The sequence below is a fragment of the Streptomyces canus 299MFChir4.1 genome, assembly GCF_000383615.1.
Taxonomy (GTDB): domain Bacteria; phylum Actinomycetota; class Actinomycetes; order Streptomycetales; family Streptomycetaceae; genus Streptomyces; species Streptomyces canus_C.
Map to the genome: position 1 here is coordinate 20,730 of NZ_KB911633.1, position 19,715 is coordinate 40,444.

The 19,715-nt window shown below is 70.8% G+C and carries 17 protein-coding genes and 3 tRNA genes; 12 read left to right on the forward strand and 8 right to left on the reverse strand.

From position 1 onward, the window contains the following. Positions 1-103: 103 nt before the first annotated feature. The 4 genes from purD to H293_RS0144675 all read left to right on the forward strand — a co-directional run bounded on the left by purD (position 104) and on the right by H293_RS0144675 (position 6,808). The gene (gene purD, locus H293_RS0144660; protein ID WP_020124265.1) at positions 104-1,357 is read left to right on the forward strand and encodes a phosphoribosylamine--glycine ligase; all 1,254 of its coding nucleotides are present in this window, start codon (positions 104-106) and stop codon (positions 1,355-1,357) included. Positions 1,358-1,659: 302 nt separating this feature from the next. Next, positions 1,660-4,017: a M48 family metalloprotease gene (locus tag H293_RS0144665; protein ID WP_020124266.1), complete on the forward strand. Its 2,358-nt coding sequence runs from the start codon at positions 1,660-1,662 to the stop codon at positions 4,015-4,017. A 255-nt stretch (positions 4,018-4,272) separates the two neighbouring features. Next, a complete protein-coding gene (locus H293_RS0144670; protein ID WP_020124267.1) occupies positions 4,273-5,784 on the forward strand; it encodes a N,N-dimethylformamidase beta subunit family domain-containing protein in 1,512 nt (503 codons plus the stop codon). 124 nt (positions 5,785-5,908) lie between these two features. Next, positions 5,909-6,808: a phosphoribosylaminoimidazolesuccinocarboxamide synthase gene (locus H293_RS0144675; RefSeq protein ID WP_020124268.1), complete on the forward strand. Its 900-nt coding sequence runs from the start codon at positions 5,909-5,911 to the stop codon at positions 6,806-6,808. A 44-nt stretch (positions 6,809-6,852) separates the two neighbouring features. On the opposite strand, the gene H293_RS0144680 is transcribed toward H293_RS0144675, so the two are convergent. The 8 genes from H293_RS0144680 to H293_RS0144715 form a co-directional block, all read right to left on the reverse strand. Further along, positions 6,853-6,925, reverse strand: a tRNA-Gly gene (locus H293_RS0144680). Positions 6,926-6,947: 22 nt separating this feature from the next. Continuing rightward, positions 6,948-7,556: a response regulator transcription factor gene (locus H293_RS0144685; protein WP_020124269.1), complete on the reverse strand. Its 609-nt coding sequence runs from the start codon at positions 7,554-7,556 to the stop codon at positions 6,948-6,950. Beyond that, positions 7,553-8,770 carry a sensor histidine kinase gene (locus H293_RS0144690; protein ID WP_033416546.1) on the reverse strand — a complete coding sequence of 406 codons (1,218 nt, stop codon included), beginning with the start codon at positions 8,768-8,770 and terminating at the stop codon, positions 7,553-7,555. The genes H293_RS0144685 and H293_RS0144690 overlap by 4 nt, the downstream gene beginning before the upstream one ends. Before the next feature lie 14 nt (positions 8,771-8,784). Beyond that, positions 8,785-9,558 carry an ABC transporter permease gene (locus H293_RS0144695; protein ID WP_020124271.1) on the reverse strand — a complete coding sequence of 258 codons (774 nt, stop codon included), beginning with the start codon at positions 9,556-9,558 and terminating at the stop codon, positions 8,785-8,787. After that, entirely contained in the window at positions 9,555-10,493 is a 939-nt protein-coding gene (locus tag H293_RS0144700; RefSeq protein ID WP_020124272.1) for an ABC transporter ATP-binding protein, read from the reverse strand. Before H293_RS0144700 ends, H293_RS0144695 begins: the two co-directional genes overlap by 4 nt. Before the next feature lie 140 nt (positions 10,494-10,633). Continuing rightward, a tRNA-Gly gene (locus tag H293_RS0144705) sits at positions 10,634-10,706 on the reverse strand. A gap of 80 nt (positions 10,707-10,786) precedes the next feature. Beyond that, positions 10,787-10,858: transfer RNA gene (locus H293_RS0144710), tRNA-Gly, on the reverse strand. Positions 10,859-10,983: 125 nt separating this feature from the next. Then, the gene (locus H293_RS0144715; protein WP_020124273.1) at positions 10,984-11,301 is read right to left on the reverse strand and encodes a histone-like nucleoid-structuring protein Lsr2; all 318 of its coding nucleotides are present in this window, start codon (positions 11,299-11,301) and stop codon (positions 10,984-10,986) included. Between the two features lie 269 nt (positions 11,302-11,570). Between H293_RS0144715 and purS the strand changes: the two genes are divergently transcribed. The 8 genes from purS to H293_RS51620 form a co-directional block, all read left to right on the forward strand. Further along, positions 11,571-11,834 (forward strand): phosphoribosylformylglycinamidine synthase subunit PurS, encoded by a 264-nt coding sequence (purS, locus tag H293_RS0144720; RefSeq protein ID WP_020124274.1) that lies wholly within the window; start codon positions 11,571-11,573, stop codon positions 11,832-11,834. After that, positions 11,831-12,535, forward strand: a complete 705-nt coding sequence (gene purQ / locus H293_RS0144725; protein ID WP_020124275.1) for a phosphoribosylformylglycinamidine synthase subunit PurQ — start codon at positions 11,831-11,833, stop codon at positions 12,533-12,535. Before purS ends, purQ begins: the two co-directional genes overlap by 4 nt. Further along, positions 12,532-14,790: a phosphoribosylformylglycinamidine synthase subunit PurL gene (gene purL / locus H293_RS0144730; protein WP_020124276.1), complete on the forward strand. Its 2,259-nt coding sequence runs from the start codon at positions 12,532-12,534 to the stop codon at positions 14,788-14,790. The genes purQ and purL overlap by 4 nt, the downstream gene beginning before the upstream one ends. 281 nt (positions 14,791-15,071) lie before the next feature. Next, complete coding sequence (locus H293_RS0144735; RefSeq protein WP_020124277.1) at positions 15,072-15,869, forward strand: maleylpyruvate isomerase family mycothiol-dependent enzyme; 798 nt, start codon at positions 15,072-15,074, stop codon at positions 15,867-15,869. Positions 15,870-15,900: 31 nt separating this feature from the next. Then, positions 15,901-16,725 carry an META domain-containing protein gene (locus H293_RS0144740; RefSeq protein ID WP_020124278.1) on the forward strand — a complete coding sequence of 275 codons (825 nt, stop codon included), beginning with the start codon at positions 15,901-15,903 and terminating at the stop codon, positions 16,723-16,725. A gap of 57 nt (positions 16,726-16,782) precedes the next feature. Beyond that, entirely contained in the window at positions 16,783-18,309 is a 1,527-nt protein-coding gene (purF, locus tag H293_RS0144745) for an amidophosphoribosyltransferase (protein WP_020124279.1), read from the forward strand. A gap of 45 nt (positions 18,310-18,354) precedes the next feature. After that, a complete protein-coding gene (gene purM, locus H293_RS0144750; RefSeq protein ID WP_020124280.1) occupies positions 18,355-19,419 on the forward strand; it encodes a phosphoribosylformylglycinamidine cyclo-ligase in 1,065 nt (354 codons plus the stop codon). Positions 19,420-19,478: 59 nt separating this feature from the next. Then, on the forward strand, positions 19,479-19,715 hold a 237-nt coding region (locus H293_RS51620; protein ID WP_033416542.1), incomplete at its 3' end, for a transposase domain-containing protein.

Here is a 19,715-nt window from a genome sequence, read left to right on the forward strand (position 1 = left end):
CCGGTGGAGGAGCGGGCAAGGCACCTCAACTTGGAGGAACCTACGACTCCTCTCCCTCCACCCCTTAGGAAGCCGGCACAAAAACCCCGTTAGGCTGACCCCCGTGAAGGTCCTCGTCATCGGTAACGGCGCCCGCGAACACGCCCTGTGCCGCTCCCTGTCCCTCGACCCCGACGTCAGCGCACTGCACTGCGCACCCGGCAACGCCGGCATCGCCGAGGTCGCCGAGCTGCACCCGGTCGACGCCCTCGACGGCGAGGCGGTGGCCGCGCTCGCACAGCGACTCGGCGTCGACCTGGTCGTCGTAGGCCCGGAGGCCCCGCTCGTCGCGGGAGTCGCCGACGCCGTGCGCGAGGTGGGCATCCCGGTCTTCGGCCCGTCCGGAGAGGCCGCGCAGCTCGAGGGCTCCAAGGCCTTCGCCAAGGAGGTCATGGCCGCGGCCGAAGTGCCGACCGCCCGCTCCTACGTCTGCACGACCCCCGAGGAGGTCGCCGAGGCCCTCGACGCCTTCGGTGCCCCGTACGTCGTCAAGGACGACGGTCTCGCCGCGGGCAAGGGCGTCGTCGTGACCAGCGACATCGAGGCCGCGACGGCACACGCGAACGCCTGCGAGCGGGTCGTCATCGAGGAGTTCCTCGACGGCCCCGAGGTCTCCCTCTTCGCCATCACCGACGGCGACACCGTCCTCCCGCTCCAGCCCGCCCAGGACTTCAAGCGCGCCCTCGACGGCGACGAGGGCCCGAACACCGGCGGCATGGGCGCGTACTCCCCGCTGCCCTGGGCCGACCCGAAGCTGGTGGACGAGGTCCTGGAGACGGTTCTGCAGCCGACGGTCGACGAGATGCGCCGCCGCGGCACTCCCTTCTCCGGACTGCTGTACGCCGGTCTCGCGATCACCTCCCGGGGCGTGCGGGTCATCGAGTTCAACGCCCGCTTCGGCGACCCCGAGACCCAGGTCGTCCTGAACCGCCTCAAGACCCCGCTGGCCGGTGTCCTGCTCGCCGCCGCGAGCGGCAACCTCGAGGACCTGCCGCCGCTGCGCTGGAGCGAGGACGCCGCGGTCACCGTGGTCGTCGCCTCCCACAACTACCCCGCCACCCCGCGCACCGGTGACCCGATCACCGGCCTCGACGAGGTGGCCGAGCAGGACGCCCCGCACGCGTACGTCCTGCACGCGGGCACCAGGCGGGACGGCGACGCCGTCGTCAGCGCCGGCGGCCGCGTCCTGTCGGTCACCGCGTCCGGCAAGGACCTCACCGAGGCCCGCGAGCGCGCGTACCGGGCCGTGGGCCGTATCCGGCTCGACGGTTCCCAGCACCGGACGGACATCGCGGCGAAGGCGGCGTCCGGGGCCTGAGAAGTCCGAAAACCGGGGCGAAACCCCCGCTCCCGAACAACCCGACAGGCCCCGGATCCGTCTAAGGATTCGGGGCCTGATCTTTGCTGTACGTCATCCACCTTTCCCCAAAGCCATTCCATCGAGTGACCGGGGCCGCATACGGCTGACGGGGGCCCGGGCCCCAACTAGGGTGCCGCGCAAGCGGTCCGGCACTTGGCCCACCGGCATTGCGGTGTCAGTGACGGGTGCCACAGTGGGGGAGTGAGCAACGCCAGGACGGCTGGGCATTCAGGACGGCAGCGAGGGGGTGAGGTCCGGTCATGACCGGTATCGGTGTGGAGATGGGCGCGCAGGCCGCGCGCTCCCGGGCCCTCGCCGTGCTGCGGATCCGCAGCCGTGCGCTGGCCGTGGCGCTGCTGCCCGCGGCCCTGGCCGTGGTGCTGCTCGCCGGAGGGTCCACCGACCATCTCGTGGGCGGGTTCTGGGACACCGCCCGGCTGGTCATGAGCGTTCTCGGGGCCGCGGTGCTGCTCGCCGCCGGGGCCGTCGCCCTGGTCGTCGCCCGCGCCCGCCCCGCCGTCACCCCGACCGTCGCGATCGCCGAGGAGTCCGCGCCAGACCTGTACCGCATGGTGCGCGACCTCGCCGACCGCCTGGACGTCCCCGCCCCCTCCGCCATAGCGCTCACCCCGGACTGCGACAGCTGGCTGGAGGACCGCACCCACCCCGCCCACGGGCCGCCCCCGCAGGCCGGCCGGGAGGACGAGATCGCGGGCGTCCCCGGCTCCCACCGCGGTGTCCCGGCCGCACCGGTGCTGGTCATCGGCTCGCCGTTCCTGTGGTGGATGCGCGTCGGCGAACTGCGCGCGGTCCTCGCCCCGGTCGTCGCCGGTACGGGCCCCTCGGCCCACCCCGACATAGCCGCGGCCCGTCGTTTCGTACGGGGTCTCGACGCGGCGGTCGCCGTCGGCTCCGTTCCCGGCCGCTGCGGGCTCACCCGTGTGCTGTGCGCGGGCGTCGCCTGGGTGGCCCGTCTCCTTCTGCGCAGCTGCCGGGAGCACGCGACCCAGATGGAGCGAGGGGTCGCCGCCGCGGCCGCGGAGCGTGCACAGGCTGTGGACTACGGCCTCAGGATCGTGGCCCAGGAGCAGGTGGGCCTGGCGTACGCGGGCTGGGACCGGCTGCTGACCCGGGTCGCGCTTCCCGCGTGGCGGATGGGGCGCTGGCCCTCCCGTCTGGACGCGGGTGTGGTGGCGGCCCTCACCGAACTGTCCCGCCGTGACCGCCTGGCCGAGGGCTTCGCCTCCCGGCTGGGCGAGCGCCCCGCCTGCGACCTGCTCGAAGAGCCCGGCGCGATCGACGAGGCCGCCTCCCTGCTCGCCGCCCGCCTCTTCCACGGCGGCCCCGCGGAGACCGGCCCGGACTGGTCCCCGGTGGACTGGCAGGAGTACCCGGAAGAGGTCGTGGACCGGAAGTGGCGTCTGGACGCGGCCCGCCTCCACCGCGTCCTCGACGCCCAGGGCGTGCGCCGCCCCTCGGAATCCACCCCACCGGAGTCCGACGCCCCGACCCTCTCCCGCGTCCTGACCCACCTGTCCGCACCCCAGCCGACGGGTCCCACACCGGAGTCTTCGGCTTTCGACGGGTCAACCGGCTCGATGTCACAGTCCTCGGCCGTCGCGGGGGCCGCTGGTGCGGCTTCACAGTCCTTGGCCGCCGACGGTTCAGCCGACCCGATGTCGCGGTCCTCGGCTGTCGAGGGGTCCGCTGCTCCGGCGCCAGAGTCCGCGGCCGCCGACGGGTCTGCCCACCCGGCTTCACCGTCCAGGGCTGCTGATCGAGTTGCCGGTTCTGCCGCAGAGGCCGCGGCGGCGCCCGGGGCCACGGACCGGACATCGCAGCCCAGTGCCACCGATCGACCTGCCGGTCCGGCCTCGCCGTCCGCGGCAGCGGCCGGGTCCGCCGACCGCATGTCACAGCCCACAGCCGCCGATCGACCTGCAGATCCCGCTTCGGAGTCCGCCGCGGCCACCGGGCCCGGCGACCGGACGCCGCCGCATCCCACGGCCGCCGCCCACCTCGCCGGCCCCGCACCTCACCTCACGGCCGCTGACCAGCCCGCCCACCCTGCACCCACCAACACAGGCACCCCGGACTCCGCCGCCGCAGACCCCGTACCGGCCCCGGCCCCGGCCCCGCAGGACGACACCATGGCGGCCGACCGCAACCCGGCCCTGCCGGTCGGCCCCACCGCCGACGAAGCGCACCCCGACCCCACACCTGGAACCACAGGAGCCGAAGCCGAGACCCTCGCCGCAGCGCTCAGTGCCGAGCTCGCTCGGGAGGAAGCCGCCGCCCCCCACTCGCGTACCGCCCCCGACATCGCCCCCTGGGACGACACGGCCCTGCCCCTCTTCCCGCTGCAGCCCCCTCGCAGCGCCCGGGAGCTCCTCACCGACCACGTCACCGCGATGGTCTGCTGTGCCGCGATCGACACCGCCGGCGCCACCCCCGGCCTGGACTGGCTCGACGGCCCGTCCCTCCTCATCAACGGCGAGCGCGCCGCGGACCTCGCCCCCCGCGTGCTGAGCCTCGTGGAGGACGGCGACCCGGCCCCTCTGCGGGCCTGGCTGGTCAAGTCGGGGATACGCCCCGAGAAGCCGGTCCGCCTCGTCTGACGAGACGGAATACCCTCTTCCACTTTCGGCCAATCCGCGACGAATAGTGACAGTCCGAGCGCGGAATGTGATGTGCTGGGACCGATCGCGCACATGGCAAGGGCGCGCGCCATAGGACAGGCGCACGACACATGCACGACACGCGGCGACACCACACGGGGCAACACCGCACGCGCACAGCACACGCGCACACCGCGCCGCACCGCACCGCACCGCGCAGGACGAACGACGGGGGCACGAGGGAGGGGAGCGTCCATGGGGCCAGGACCGGAGCAGATCCGCCGCTGGGAGTCGGGAGCACTCGCGCACGCCGTGACGGACCCCTTCGGCCAGGGCCCCGTCCCCTGGCTGCGCGGCAGCGAGACGTACTTCGGCGACACCGGCCAGGTGGTTCCCTGGTACGTCGAGACGGACCCCGCCCACGCCCCGAAGGAGGGCGCCCCGCGCGTCCGCCTCCCCTCCCCCCGCAGCTCCGGCGGCGGCCCCCGCTCCGCCGACGACGTCCGCCGTCAGATCAAGGGCTTCACCTCGACCGGCGCGGTGGCCCCCGGCGAGGCAGTCGACTTCCACATCACCGTCGACCCGCCGCAGCAGTTCGGCGTCGACATCTACCGCATCGGCCACTACAGCGGCGACGGCGCGGCGAAGGTCACCACCAGCCCCCGTCTCTCCGGCATCGTGCAGCCCCCGCCGCTGACCGCGGACCGCACGGTCTCCTGCCACCACTGGTGGCTGTCCTGGCGACTCCAGATCCCCTCGTACTGGAGCGTCGGGGCGTATGTAGCCGTCCTCACCACCGCCGACGGCTACCGCTCCCACATCCCCTTCACGGTCCGCGACAACCACCCCGCGGACCTGCTGCTCCTGCTGCCCGACGTGACCTGGCAGGCGTACAACCTCTATCCGGAGGACGGCCGCACCGGGGCCAGCCTCTACCACGCCTGGGACGAACAGGGCCGGCTCCTCGGCGAGGCCGACGCCGCGACCACGGTCTCCTTCGACCGGCCGTACGCGGGCGCGGGCCTGCCGATGCACGTGGGCCACGCCTACGACTTCATCCGCTTCGCCGAGCGCTACGGCTACGACCTCGCCTACGCCGACGCCCGCGACCTGCACGCCGGCCGGCTCGACCCCACCCGCTACCGGGGCCTGGTCTTCCCCGGCCACGACGAGTACTGGTCGACGGCCATGCGCCGCACGGTCGAGCGTGCCCGGGACAGCGGCACCTCCCTGGTCTTCCTGTCCGCCAACACCATGTACTGGCAGGTCGAGTTGGCGCCCTCACCGTCCGGCGTCCCCGACCGCCTGCTCACCTGCCGAAAACGCAGGGGGCCGGGAAAACCGGCGCTCTGGCGCGAGGTGGACCGCCCCGAGCAGCAGGTGGTCGGCATCCAGTACGCGGGAAGGGTGCCCGAGCCGCACCCCCTGATCGTCCGCAACGCCGAGCACTGGCTGTGGGACGCGACCGGCGCGCAGGAGGGCGACGAACTCGCCGGCCTGGTCGCGGGCGAGGCCGACCGCTACTTCCCGCGCACCCCGCTCCCCGAGCACGACGACCGCATCCTGCTCGCCCACTCGCCGTACGCGGACAGCGAGGGCGCCCTGCGCCACCAGGAAACCTCCCTGTACCGCGCCCCCTCCGGCGCGCTGGTCTTCGCCGCCGGCACCTTCGCCTGGTCCCCGGCACTGGACCGCCCGGGCCATGTCGACCCCCGTGTCCAGCGCGCCACCGCCAACCTCCTGGACCGCATCTGCAAGCGTGACTGAGCCCACGCAAGACACAGCACGAGACAGCAAGACACCGGGGAAGCACCCGCAGCACACCCCAAGTCCAAGGTCAGCCCGGTGTACGGGACAATCGACCCGTTGGACATAGCCACGGGGAGGAACCGTGTCCGGATTCGTAGAAAAGCCCGAGCCGCTCCAGGTTCCGGGCCTGGTGCACCTGCACACCGGCAAGGTGCGCGAGCTGTACCAGAACGAGGCGGGCGACCTCGTGATGGTCGCCAGTGACCGTATCTCCGCCTTCGACTGGGTGCTGCCGACCGAGATCCCCGACAAGGGCCGCGTCCTCACCCAGCTGTCACTGTGGTGGTTCGACCAGATCGTCGACCTGCTGCCGAACCACGTCCTGAGCACGGACGGGCCGGAAGGCGCCCCCGCGGACTGGGCGGGCCGCACCCTGGTCTGCAAGTCGCTCCGGATGGTCCCCGTGGAGGCCGTCGCCCGCGGCTATCTCACCGGCTCCGGACTGCTGGAGTACAACGAGTCGCGCACCGTCTGCGGGCTCGCCCTCCCCGAGGGCCTGGTCGACGGCAGCGAGCTGCCCGCCCCGATCTTCACCCCGGCCACCAAGGCCGCCGTCGGCGAGCACGACGAGAACGTCTCCTACGAGGAGATCGCCCGCCAGGTCGGCGCGGACACCGCGGCCCAGCTGCGCCAGGCGACCCTCGCCGTGTACTCGCGGGGCCGGGACATCGCCCGGGACCGCGGGATCATCCTCGCGGACACCAAGTTCGAGTTCGGCTTCGACGGGGAGACCCTCGTCATCGCGGACGAGGTCCTCACCCCGGACTCCTCCCGCTTCTGGCCGGCCGAGCAGTGGGAGCCGGGGCACGCGCAGCCGTCGTACGACAAGCAGTTCGTGCGCGACTGGCTGACCTCGGCGGAGTCCGGCTGGGACAGGAAGAGCGAGCAGCCTCCGCCGCCGCTGCCGCAGGAGGTCGTGGACCGCACCCGCGCCAAGTACATCGAGGCGTACGAGCGCCTGACGGGCACGAGCTGGTCGTAACGCGAAAGGCCCCCGGTGAGAACCGGGGGCCTTTGCCGAAACAGAGCGAACGACGAGGTTCGAACTCGCGACCTCAACCTTGGCAAGGTTGCGCTCTACCAACTGAGCTACGTTCGCATGCGCCGTGGCGCGAGAACCACTATACCCAACCTCGCTCCCGCGCGAGCCGCACCGCCGCGTGACGGTTCTCGGCCCCGAGTTTGGAGACGGCCGACGACAGATAGTTCCGTACGGTCCCCTGGGACAGCGCGGCCCGTTCGGCGATCTCGGCGACGGGCGCCCCGTCGGCGGCGAGTTCCAGTACCTCGGCCTCCCGCACGGTCAGCGGGGAGTCTCCGGCGGAGATCGCGTCGGCGGCCAACTCGGGATCCACGTAACGGTTTCCCGCGTGCACCGTGCGGATGATCTCCGCGAGCCGCCGCGCGCTCACGGTCTTCGGGACGAACCCCCGCACACCGGCCTCCAGGGCCCGCTTGAGATGCCCGGGACGCCCATGACTGGTGACGATCAGCACCTTGCACGAAGGCAGCTCGGTCCGCAGGGATGTGGCGACCTTCACACCGTCCGCACCGGGCATCTGGAGATCCAGTACGGCGACGTCCGGTCCGTGCGCCCGGGCCATCGCCAGCGCCTCGGGGCCGGTGGCCGCCTCCGCGACGACGGCCAGGTCGTCCTCCAGCGAGAGCAGCGCGGCGAGCGCGCCCCGGATCAGATGCTCGTCATCGGCGAGCAACAGACGCACGGTCACGCGACCACCTCCGGCGCCACCAGCGGCACCTCCGCCACCAGCCGGAACACGCCCTCCCGCGCGGGCCCCGCCTCCAGCGTCCCGGCCACCGCCGCGAGCCGCTCCCGCAGCCCGGCGAGCCCGGACCCGCCGGCGCCACCCGACGACCTCAGCATCCCGTCGTTCTCCACGGTCAGCACCACCCGCTCCTCCTCCCTCGACACGGCCACCGTGCACCGCTTGGCGTCCCCGTGCCGCAGTACGTTGGTGGTGGCCTCCCGGACCACCCAGCCGAGCGCCGACTGCACCTCGGCGGGCAGCCCGCCCGGCTCCCCGGTGACCTCGCAGTCGATGCCGGCGGCGATCAACACCCCCCGCGCGCCCGTGAGTTCGATGCCGAGATCGGCCTCCCGGTAGCCCCGTACGACATCCCGCACCTCGCGCTGTGTCTCCTGTGCGATCCGCTGCACCTCGGTCATCTGGTCCACGGCCTCGTCGCGTCCCCGACGGGCCAGCTGTACGGCAAGTTCGCTCTTCAGCGCGATCACGGCCAGGTTCCGCCCCATGACGTCGTGCAGGTCCCGCCCGAACCGCAGCCGTTCCTCGGCGACGGCGAGCCGGGAGCGGGTCTCGCGGGCCTCGTCGAGTTCGTAGACGGCGTCGAGGAGCCAGACGGAGAACATGGAGGTGAAGGCGAGGAATCCGGCGGCGACCAGCACCACCATGCCGGTGACGAGTGACTCCGGGACGGCGTATCCGAGGGGGAAGCCGCCGAGCGCGGCGCCCGCGGCGAAGCCGCCCACGAGCGCCAGCACGTGCCGTCGCCCGCGGACGCCGAGGGCGCCGATACCGGCCGCGAAGGTCAGCACGCCCACGAAGACCGCGCCCACCGCCATGTGGTGCCCGTCATCGTCCGGACCCCGCTCGGCTATGCCGATCACCGCGACGGAGATGGCGAGAGTGACCGCCCCGAGCACCCACAGCGTGCGCACCGGCTGCGCGCGCCGCCCCCGCGTCCAGTCGAGCGCCCGCGACGCGGTCACCGCGCACACCACGGCATGCGCGCACACGAGCACTACCAACCAGACCGCGAGCTGCCCCGTCACCTGCCCGAAGACCGGCAGGCCGACCGAGGCGACGTAGATCAGCACGAAGAAGTGGAACGACCAGCGTGTGTACGTCTCCACCTTCGCCGGCGTGCTTTTGCGCCGCCACCAGCCTCCTGCCTCGCGCATGCTCTCCCCGTACCTCAGCGCCTCGGCTCCCACCGGAACCACCGGCCCACAGCAAACACCGCGAGCACGGTCCAGGCCAGTGCCGTCCCGAGGGCGCCCAGTGCCTCGTACGTCGAGAGGGTGCCCGTCCAGCCGCCGCGGACCAGGGTGATGACGGGTGACAGGGGCAGGAGTTCGCACACCGACGCGAGCCGGTCGTGCAGCATCTCCAGGGGGACGGTGACGCCCGAGAGGGCCATCGAGATCAGTACGAACGGCAACGAGGTGACCTGCGCGCTCTCCACGGTCCGGGTCACGGCCGCCGTCAGGGCCGCGAGCGCCGTGCACATCACCAGGCCCAACAGCAGCCCCAGGGCGGCGAGATGGGGCGCGTGCGGCGCGGGCAGGTCGAGCAGGACCGTGCTTCCTGCCACCAGCACCAGGGACTGCACGAGCCCGGTCGCGCCGATCGGCAGCGCGGTTCCGCAGAGGATCTCGACGTCCCGCAGTTCCCCCGTGCGCAGCCGCTTCAGCACCAGCTCCTCGCGCCGGGCGGTGAAGACCGCGACGAGGGCGCTGTACACACCGAACAGCAGGGCGAAGCCGATCGCGGCCGGCAGCAGCACTGTGCCGACGCTCAGCCCGGCCTCCTCGACGTCCATGTCGTCCACGACGGACCGCAGGCTGAACGGCAGCGCGAGTGGTACCAGCACGGCCGTCACGAGCGTGGCCTTGCTCCGCCCGAGCAGCGTGAACTCGGCCCGGGCGAGGGCGCCCAGCCGCCCGGCGGGAGTGGTGAGTGTGCTCATGCCGCCACCTCCTCGCGCGCCGCGATCCCGAGGAACGCCTCCTCCAGCGAGGCGGACCGCACATCGAGCCGCCGCAGTTCGACCCCGGCCCGTTCGGCCCACGTCAGCAGCCCGGTGGCCGACCGCTGCAACGCGTGCGTCCGCAGCCGTACGACCCTCCCGTCGACGTCGTGTCCGCACACCCCGAGCTCCCCGAGAGGTGGCAGATCCCCCACGAAGTACCCCTCCGGCAGCTCGAACGAGATCCGCGACGGCTGCGCGGCGGTCACCTCGGCCGGTGTCCCGGTGGCCGCGATCCGCCCCTCGTGGAGGATCGCCAGCCGCCCGGCGAGATCCTCGGCCTCCTCCAGGTAATGGGTGGTGAGCAGCACGGTCGTCCCGCGGTCGCGCAGGGCCCGCACCAACTCCCAGGTGTCCCGGCGGCCTTCGGCGTCGAGGCCGGTCGTCGGCTCGTCGAGGAACAGCACCTCGGGGTCGCCGAGCAGCGCGAGCGCCAGGTCGAGGCGCCGCCGCTCACCCCCGGACAACTGCTTGACCCGTACGCCGGCCCGCCGGGCGAGCCCGACGAGTTCCAGCACCTCCAGCGGCGGCCGGGCCCCGCTGACACAGCCGGCCCACATCCGCGCGGTCTCCTCGACGGTCAGCTCGGAGGGGAAGCCGCCCTCCTGGAGCATCGCCCCGGTCCGCGGGCGGACCGCGGCCCGCTCGGTGTACGGATCGTGTCCGAGGACGCGGATCCGTCCGTCGGTCGGCCGGGCGAGCCCCTCCAGGAGTTCGACGGTGGAGGTCTTGCCGGCGCCGTTGGTGCCGAGCAGGGCGAAGACCTCTCCGCGGGCCACGGAGAAGCTGATTCCGCGCACCGCCTCGAACCCGCCCCCGTACACACGCCGGAGGTCGGTGACCTCAATCACGTGTTCGTGTTCGTTGGTGTTCATGACTTCAGCGTCCCGGCGGCAGGGTCCCGGCAGGAGTGCGCGCTGTCACCTATGTGTATGACAAATGTCAGAAGGGGCCGCGGGGTACGGGGAAACGCCGAAGGCCCCGATCCAGTGGACCGGGGCCTTCGAAACGACCGAGCGAACGACGAGGTTCGAACTCGCGACCTCAACCTTGGCAAGGTTGCGCTCTACCAACTGAGCTACGTTCGCATTGCCTCCGACCGGCTCTCACCGATCGGCGCGAGCACCATCCTACCTGATCCACCAGAGTGGCCGGACAAGTGGTGCAGAGCGGGTGACAGGAATTGCACACTGCGCCTTCCCCCTGGAAGGGGGATGTTCTACTACTGAACTACACCCGCGTGTACTCCGTGAGCTGGGCCTTTTCGGCCTCGCCCCTCGGCGTGCTCCAGACTCTAGCTGACCAGGTGGGGTGCAACGCAAGTCGGTTGCTCCGAGGGGCGGGTGACCCGGCGTCGACAGGCCCTTAACGGGCCTCGGCGAACGCCTCGTAGACCTTCTTGGGGATCCGTCCGCGGGCGGGGACGTCCATCTTGTTGGCCTGGGCCCAGGCCCGGACCGCCGCCGGGTCGGGAGCGACCTCGGTCTGCCTGTACGCCTTGCCCGACCTGGACCGCTTGCGGCCGGCCTCCACGTACGGCTCGAGCGCCTTACGCAGTTTCTTGGCATTGGCTTGATTCAGGTCGATCTCGTACGACTTGCCGTCGAGTCCGAAGGCGATCGTTTCCGCCGCTTCCGAGCCGTCGATGTCGTCAAAGAGAGTGACCACGACCTTCTGCGCCACGAATATCGGTCCCTTCGTACGGCACGCTGACAATTCATTTGTACAGTGCCCGACAATGCATTGTGAAGCTCGACTAAATCCTTCCGCGTGTCCGAGCGCAATAGGTATCGGGTGTCGATCTGAGATCTTTCCCGGAAACTTTCGCGAAGACCCGCACCCGCCCCGCGTCGTGATGGCCGTCACGTAGATTCCTACAACTCAACGCGCGTAGAAATTTTGTGCGGGTAGTCTGAAGGAACCTGCTCAGCACCACACCACCGGGAGTGCCAGTGGCACGCGTCGTAGTCGACGTCATGCTCAAGCCGGAGATCCTCGACCCCCAGGGCCAGGCGGTGCAGCGTGCACTGCCGCGTCTGGGTTTCGAAGGCATCTCCGACGTACGTCAGGGAAAGCGATTCGAACTGGAAGTTGACGGGCCGGTCGACGAGGCCGTGCTCGCCCGCATCCACGATCTTGCGGAATCCTTCCTCGCCAACACCGTGATCGAGGACTTCACCGTCAAGGTGGAGGAAGTCGCGGAGGCCGCGAAGTGACCGCTCGTATTGGCGTCGTCACTTTCCCCGGCAGCCTCGACGACCGTGACACCCAGCGCGCGATCCGCCTCGCGGGTGCCGAACCGGTCGCCCTCTGGCACAAGGACAAGGACCTCCACCAGGTCGACGCGGTCGTCCTCCCCGGCGGTTTCTCCTACGGCGACTATCTGCGGGCCGGTGCCATCTCCCGCTTCTCGCCGGTGATGGAGACGGTCATCGAGCAGGCGAAGGCCGGGCTTCCGGTTCTCGGAATCTGCAACGGCTTCCAGATCCTCACCGAGGCCCACCTCCTCCCGGGCGGGATGCTCGGCAACGACCACCTCCACTTCATCTGCCGCGACCAGAAGCTGCGGGTGGAGAACGCGGACACCGCCTGGACCGTCGACTACACGTCCGGCCAGGAGATCCACATCCCGCTGAAGAACATGGACGGCCGGTACGTCGCCGACGAGTACACGCTGGACAAGCTGGAGGCGGAGGGCCGGGTGGTCTTCCGGTACCTGGCCCGCGACGGAGTCGCCAATGAGCGCGGCAACCCCAACGGCTCCCTCCGTGACATCGCCGGCATCACCAACGAGGCCGGGAACGTCGTAGGCCTCATGCCGCACCCGGAGCACGCCGTCGAGCCGCTCATCGGGTCCGGCCGCACCGACGGCCTCCCCTTCTTCACCTCGATCCTCAAGAAGCTGGTCAACGCATGAGCCGGACGCCTCTGGACACGGTCGAGCACGCGGCCGCGACCCCCGACGTCGAGCTGCCCTGGGCCGAGCTGGGCCTGAAGAAGGACGAGTACGAGAGGGTCGTCGAGATCCTCGGGCGCCGGCCCACCGGTGCCGAGCTCGCCATGTACTCCGTCATGTGGTCCGAGCACTGCTCGTACAAGTCGTCGAAGGTGCACCTGCGCCAGTTCGGCGAGAAGGCTCCCCAGTCGGACGCCCTTCTCGTCGGCATCGGTGAGAACGCGGGCGTGGTGGACGTCGGCCAGGGCTACGCGGTCACCTTCAAGGTCGAGTCGCACAACCACCCGTCCTACGTCGAGCCCTACCAGGGCGCGGCCACCGGGGTCGGCGGCATCGTCCGCGACATCATCGCGATGGGCGCGCGGCCGGTCGCCGTGGTCGACCCCCTGCGCTTCGGCGCGGCCGACCACCCGGACACCAAGCGGGTGCTGCCGGGCGTGGTGGCGGGCATCGGCGGTTACGGCAACTGCCTGGGCCTGCCCAACATCGGCGGCGAGGTCGTCTTCGACGCCTGTTACCAGGGCAACCCGCTGGTCAACGCCGGTGCCATCGGTGTGATGCGGCACGAGGACATCCACCTCGCGAAGGCGTCCGGCGCCGGCAACAAGGTCATCCTGTACGGGGCCCGCACCGGCGGTGACGGCATCGGAGGCGCGTCGATCCTGGCCTCCGAGACCTTCGACGACGCCAAGCCCTCCAAGCGCCCGGCCGTCCAGGTCGGCGACCCCTTCCAGGAGAAGCTCCTCATCGAGTGCACCCTGGAGGCCTTCAAGGAGAAGCTGGTCGTCGGCATCCAGGACCTCGGCGCGGCCGGCCTGTCCTGCGCCACCTCCGAGCTCGCCTCCAACGGCTCCGGCGGCATGCGCGTGACCCTGGACGACGTACCGCTGCGCGACTCGACCCTCTCGCCCGAGGAAATCCTCATGAGCGAGTCCCAGGAACGCATGTGCGCGGTCGTGGAGCCGGAGAAGGTCGACCGGTTCCTGGAGATCTGCGACAAGTGGGACGTCATCGCCACCGTCATCGGTGAGGTCACCGACGGCGACCGGCTGGAGATCTACTGGCACGGCGGCAAGATCGTCGACGTCGACCCGCGCACGGTCGCGCACGACGGCCCGGTCTACGAGCGCCCGTACGCCCGCCCGTCCTGGCAGGACGAGCTCCAGGCCGACGACGCCAACAAGCTGCCCCGGCCCGGGACTTCGGCGGAGCTGAGGCAGCAGGTCCTCCAGCTGGTGAGCTCACCCAACCAGGCCTCCAAGAAGTGGATCACCTCGCAGTACGACCACTTCGTGCAGGGCAACACGGTGCTGGCCCAGCCGGAGGACTCCGGCATGATCCGCATCGACGAGGAGACCGGCCTCGGTGTCGCCATCGCGACCGACGGCAACGGCCGTTACGCGAAGCTGGACCCCTACGCGGGCGCGCAGCTGGCACTCTCGGAGGCCTACCGGAACGTGGCGACGACCGGTGCCAAGCCCCTCGCGGTCTCCGACTGCCTGAACTTCGGCTCGCCCGAGGACCCGGCCGTCATGTGGCAGTTCGCGGAGGCCATCCGCGGACTGGCCGACGCCTGCCAGCAGCTCGGCACCCCGGTCACCGGCGGCAACGTCTCGCTGTACAACCAGACCGGCGAGGTCGCCATCCACCCGACCCCCGTGGTCGCGGTCCTCGGCGTCATCGACGACGTGGCCCGCCGCACGCCGGTCGCCTTCCAGGAGGAGGGCCAGCTGCTGTACCTCCTCGGCGACACGCGTGAGGAGTTCGGCGGCTCGGCCTGGTCCCAGGTCGTCCACGACCACCTCGGCGGTCTGCCGCCCAAGGTGGACCTGGAGCGCGAGCGGCTGCTCGCCGAGATCCTGATCTCCGCCTCCCGGGACGGCATGATCGACTCCGCGCACGACCTCTCCGACGGCGGCCTGATCCAGGCGGTCGTGGAGTCGGCACTGCTCGGCGGCAAGGGTGCCCGCCTGATCGTGCCGGACGGTCTGGACGCGTTCACGCTGCTGTTCTCGGAGTCGGCCGGTCGCGCGGTGGTGGCGGTCCCCCGCTCCGAGGAGCTCCGTTTCAACGACATGTGCGGCGCGCGCGGCCTGCCCGCCACCCGCATCGGTGTCGTCGACGGCGACTCGGTCGAGCTCCAGGGCGAGTTCGAGCTGCCCCTGGAGGAGCTGCGGACGGCTCACGAGGAGACGATCCCGGCGCTGCTCAAGTAGTCGGTCGTACGACTGAGCAGGCCCCGCCCGTCACCCGACGGGCGGGGCCTTCGTCACGACGCGATACCGGTTCGCGTTCGCTCCGGCTCCGAAGTGCTCGGTAGGGCAGGTGACTTGGGCGGCCGCAGGGCCGACAGCGCGTCCAGGGCGTGAGTCCGGCATCGATCCGGAAGACCGCGCCGGTCGCTGCTCGCGCCACGGTCGAGGCCGCGCGACCGGGTACGGGGCCGCTGGAAGACCACCTCGCCCTCCCCCTTTCCCCGCCGACTAGGCTCACCGCCATGCCCCCGGCCAGGAAGCGCGCCCGCGCGTACGACTCCGTCAAGATCCGCAAGGCCGTGCAGGCCCAGCTCGGAAACGTACGAGAGGCTGTACGCACACTGTCCCCCGAGCAGTTGGCGCTCCCGACGCGGCTGGGGGAGTGGACCGTACGGGAGCTGGTCGCGCACATCGGGATGGCGGTCACGGCCGTCCACCGGAGCCTGGACCGGCCCGCACCCGTGCGGCAGGACGCCACGGTTCTTGACTGGCCCGCCGCCACCGCCGCCAGTTCCGCGGCCATCGCCGAGTTCACCCGGGGCCTCGCCGAGCAACACCGCGACCTGGACGCCTACCTCGGCGACATCGAGCGGACCCTGACCGAACTGCTGGACACACACCCCGGTACGCGGCTCCTGGAGACGAATGCGGGCGCGATGCCGCTCGCCGACTACCTGGTCACCCGGACCGTCGAACTCGTCGTCCACACCGACGACCTCAACGCCGCCGTGCCCGGCCTCGGCATTCCCCACGACCGTCAGGCCCTCGCCGCCTGCACCCGGCTCCTCGCCGACGCCCTTGCCGCCAAGGCGCCCGGCGGCTCGACCGAGGTGCGGATCCCGCCGTACGCCGTCGTGCAGTGTGTCGAGGGGCCGAAGCACACCCGGGGGACCCCGCCGAACGTCGTCGAGACCGACCCGCTGACCTGGATCCGGCTCGCGACCGGCCGGCTCGGCTGGAAGGACGCGCTCGACGCGGCGAGGGTCAGCGCGAGCGGCGAGCGGGCGGACCTGGACGGGCTGCTCCCGCTGATGGGCTGAACCCTTCACGGGGCTCGTGCGTCAAAGAGCCATGAAGCGGACGACACGCGTGACATGCGCCGCCCTGGCCGCCGCCGGCACCACACTGCTGGCAGCCGCCTGCGGCACGGAATCCGGCACCGGAAGCGACAGCGTCACCGACCGCGGGAAGGCGTCCCGGCCGGCCGACATCAAGGACGTGGAGTGGCTGCCGCAGAAGGTGACCGTGAAGGGCAAGGAGTACGTCCTGCCGAAGGACGCCAAGACCGTCCAGGACGCCCGCATCATCTTCAAGCCCGACGCCGACGCCTCCCGTGAGGACGGCGGCGAGTCCGGCGGCTCGGTCGGCTGCAACAGCATCGGCGCGGACTCCGAGATCGACGGCGACACCGTGCGGATCACCGACCTGGTCCAGACGCTGATCGGCTGCCCCGACCCGCTCGGAGAGTTCGAGGCGCGGTTCGTCGACGTCTTCCAAGGCACCCACACGGCCAAGGTCACGGCACGGAACGGCGTCAGCACCCTGACCCTGACCCGTCCCGGCGGCGACAGCATCACCTTCCGGGAGAAGAAGCCCCCCGCCCTGAAGGGCACCCGCTGGTCCCTCGGCGAGAACGCCTATCTCACCCTCACCAAGAACAACACCGTCACCGGCAGCCTCGGTTGCAACACGTTCCACGGCAGGGCCACCGTCAAGGACGGCACCATCGAGTTCGGGCCCCTCGTCACCACGCGCATGATGTGTGCGGGCTCGGTGATGAAGACCGAGCGCGAACTCGCCGAAATCCTCGACGGAAAGGTCTCCTACCAGCAGAAACACGATTCTCTGAAGATCACCAAGACCCCCGGGAGGAGTGTTACGGCCCGCGCGGAGTAAGAAAGCCCACTCTCCGCGAATTCGGACCAGTGGTCGATCTCGCCTACACTCGGAGCCGTGCCACGTGGTGACGGACGACTCAACCACGACCTGCTCCCCGGTGAGAAGGGCCCCCAGGACGCTTGTGGCGTCTTCGGTGTCTGGGCTCCGGGCGAAGAGGTCGCCAAGCTCACGTACTTCGGGCTCTACGCCCTCCAGCATCGGGGCCAGGAATCCGCGGGAATCGCGGTCAGCAACGGCTCCCAGATCCTCGTCTTCAAGGACATGGGCCTCGTGTCCCAGGTCTTCGATGAGACCTCTCTCGGTTCGCTCCAGGGTCACATCGCGGTCGGTCACGCCCGCTACTCGACCACCGGTGCCTCCGTATGGGAGAACGCCCAGCCGACCTTCCGTGCCACCGGGCACGGTTCCATCGCGCTCGGCCACAACGGCAACCTGGTCAACACGGCGCAGCTCGCCGAGATGGTCGCCGACCTCCCCAAGCAGGAGGGCCGCAGCCCGCGGGTGGCCGCCACCAACGACACCGACCTGCTCACCGCGCTTCTCGCGGCCCAGGTCGACGAGGACGGCAAGCCGCTGACCATCGAGGAGGCTTCCGCGAAGGTCCTCCCGCAGATCCAGGGCGCCTTCTCGCTCGCCTTCATGGACGAGCACACCCTCTACGCCGCCCGTGACCCGCAGGGCATCCGCCCGCTGGTCCTCGGCCGCCTGGAGCGCGGCTGGGTGGTCGCCTCCGAGTCCGCCGCCCTCGACATCTGCGGCGCGGCCTACGTCCGCGAGATCGAGCCGGGCGAGTTCGTCGCCATCGACGAGAACGGCCTCCGCACCTCCCGATTCGCGGAAGCGAAGCCCAAGGGCTGTGTCTTCGAGTACGTCTATCTGGCGCGCCCCGACACCGACATCGCCGGCCGGAACGTGTACCTCTCCCGCGTGGAGATGGGCCGCAAGCTCGCCAAGGAAGCGCCCGTCGAGGCCGACCTGGTCATAGCGACACCGGAGTCCGGCACCCCGGCGGCCATCGGCTACGCCGAGGCGTCCGGCATCCCCTTCGGTGCGGGTCTCGTGAAGAACGCCTACGTCGGCCGTACGTTCATCCAGCCCTCACAGACCATTCGCCAGCTCGGCATCCGCCTGAAGCTGAACCCGCTCAAGGAAGTCATCAAGGGCAAGCGCCTGGTCGTCGTCGACGACTCGATCGTGCGCGGCAACACCCAGCGGGCGCTGGTCCGCATGCTCCGTGAGGCGGGCGCCGCCGAGGTCCACATCCGGATCTCCTCGCCGCCCGTGAAATGGCCCTGCTTCTTCGGCATCGACTTCGCCACCCGCGCCGAGCTCATCGCCAACGGCATGACGATCGACGAGATCGGCACCTCGCTGGGCGCCGACTCCCTGGCGTACATCTCCATCGACGGCATGATCGGGGCGACCACCATCGCCAAGCCGAACCTGTGCCGCGCCTGCTTCGACGGCGAGTACCCGATGGATCTCCCGGACCCCGAGCTGCTCGGCAAGCAGCTCCTGGAGACGGAGCTGGCCGCCGGCCCGGCCGCCACGGCCGCCGCCGACGCGATCCGTCGCCCGTAGACGGCCCGTCCCACCTGCAGTACGACACGAAGGTTCTCACTAGCCATGTCTGAGACAACTGGTGCCAGCTACGCAGCCGCGGGCGTCGACATCGAGGCGGGCGACCGCGCCGTAGAGCTGATGAAGGAGTGGGTGAAGAAGACGCAGCGCCCCGAGGTCCTCGGCGGCCTCGGCGGTTTCGCCGGCCTCTTCGACGCCTCCGCCCTGAGGCGCTACGAGCGTCCCCTGCTGGCCTCGGCCACCGACGGTGTCGGCACCAAGGTGGACATCGCGCGCCAGCTGGGCGTCTACGACACCATCGGCCACGACCTGGTCGCGATGGTCATGGACGACATCGTGGTGTGCGGTGCCGAGCCGCTGTTCATGACCGACTACATCTGTGTCGGCAAGGTCCACCCGGAGCGGGTCGCCGCGATCGTCAAGGGCATCGCCGAGGGCTGTGTGCTCGCTGGCTGCGCTCTGGTGGGCGGCGAGACGGCCGAGCACCCGGGTCTGCTGGGCCCGGACGACTTCGACGTCGCCGGCGCCGGTACGGGCGTCGTGGAGGCCGACCGGCTGCTCGGCGCGGATCGCATCCGTAAGGGTGACGCCGTGATCGCCATGGCGTCCTCGGGACTTCACTCGAACGGGTACTCGCTCGTCCGGCATGTGCTCCTGAACGAGGCGGGCCTCGCCCTGGACGCCCGGATCGAGGAGCTCGGCCGCACGCTCGGCGAGGAGCTCCTGGAGCCCACCAAGATCTACTCGCTGGACTGCCTGGCCCTGATCAGCACGGCCGAGGTGCACGCCTTCTCGCACGTCACCGGCGGCGGCCTCGCGGCCAACCTGGCCCGTGTCGTCCCCGACGGCCTGCACGCCGTCGTGGACCGCGCCACGTGGACCCCGGACCCGATCTTCGACCTCGTCGGCAGGACGGGGCAGGTCGAGCGCCTGGAGCTGGAGAAGACCCTGAACATGGGCGTGGGCATGATCGCGATCGTCCCCGAGGAATCGGTGGACGTCGCTCTGGCCACCCTGGACGACCGCGGGGTCGAGGCCTGGGTCGCGGGCGAGATCACGGACCGCGGCGAGCACGCCACGGGTGCCGAGCTCGTCGGTGACTACGCCTAGACCCAATACCAGTGACTTAAGGGTCTCGACTGGTAGCGTGGCATCCAGGAGGTGCCTGGATGCCACGCCCTGGGCAGGTCAAGCCGGAGACGGATGAGCGGTTGTCGGACCGGATCGCGGTCGGGCTGCTAACGCGTACATTTCCGCCGGAGCTGGTGGACCGGGTGGTCGCTGAGTCCGGTCGTTCGGGTCAGCGCACTCGGCTGCTGCCGCCGCGGGTGGTGGTCTACTTCGTGCTGGCGATGTGCTTGTTCTCCGGGCAGGGGTATGAGGAGGTTGCGCGGCTGCTCACGCAG

Bases quoted from the DNA above. Each gene is read 5' to 3' on its own strand.
- H293_RS0144665 (WP_020124266.1), top strand. From the start codon at position 1,660: ATGACCGGTATCGGTGTGGAGATGGGCGCGCAGGCCGCGCGCTCCCGG.
- H293_RS0144670 (WP_020124267.1), top strand. From the start codon at position 4,273: ATGGGGCCAGGACCGGAGCAGATCCGCCGCTGGGAGTCGGGAGCACTC.
- H293_RS0144690 (WP_033416546.1), bottom strand. From the start codon at position 8,770: ATGCGCGAGGCAGGAGGCTGGTGGCGGCGCAAAAGCACGCCGGCGAAG.
- H293_RS0144695 (WP_020124271.1), bottom strand. From the start codon at position 9,558: ATGAGCACACTCACCACTCCCGCCGGGCGGCTGGGCGCCCTCGCCCGG.
- H293_RS0144700 (WP_020124272.1), bottom strand. From the start codon at position 10,493: ATGAACACCAACGAACACGAACACGTGATTGAGGTCACCGACCTCCGG.
- purL (WP_020124276.1), top strand. From the start codon at position 12,532: ATGAGCCGGACGCCTCTGGACACGGTCGAGCACGCGGCCGCGACCCCC.
- H293_RS0144735 (WP_020124277.1), top strand. From the start codon at position 15,072: ATGCCCCCGGCCAGGAAGCGCGCCCGCGCGTACGACTCCGTCAAGATC.
- H293_RS0144740 (WP_020124278.1), top strand. From the start codon at position 15,901: ATGAAGCGGACGACACGCGTGACATGCGCCGCCCTGGCCGCCGCCGGC.
- purM (WP_020124280.1), top strand. From the start codon at position 18,355: ATGTCTGAGACAACTGGTGCCAGCTACGCAGCCGCGGGCGTCGACATC.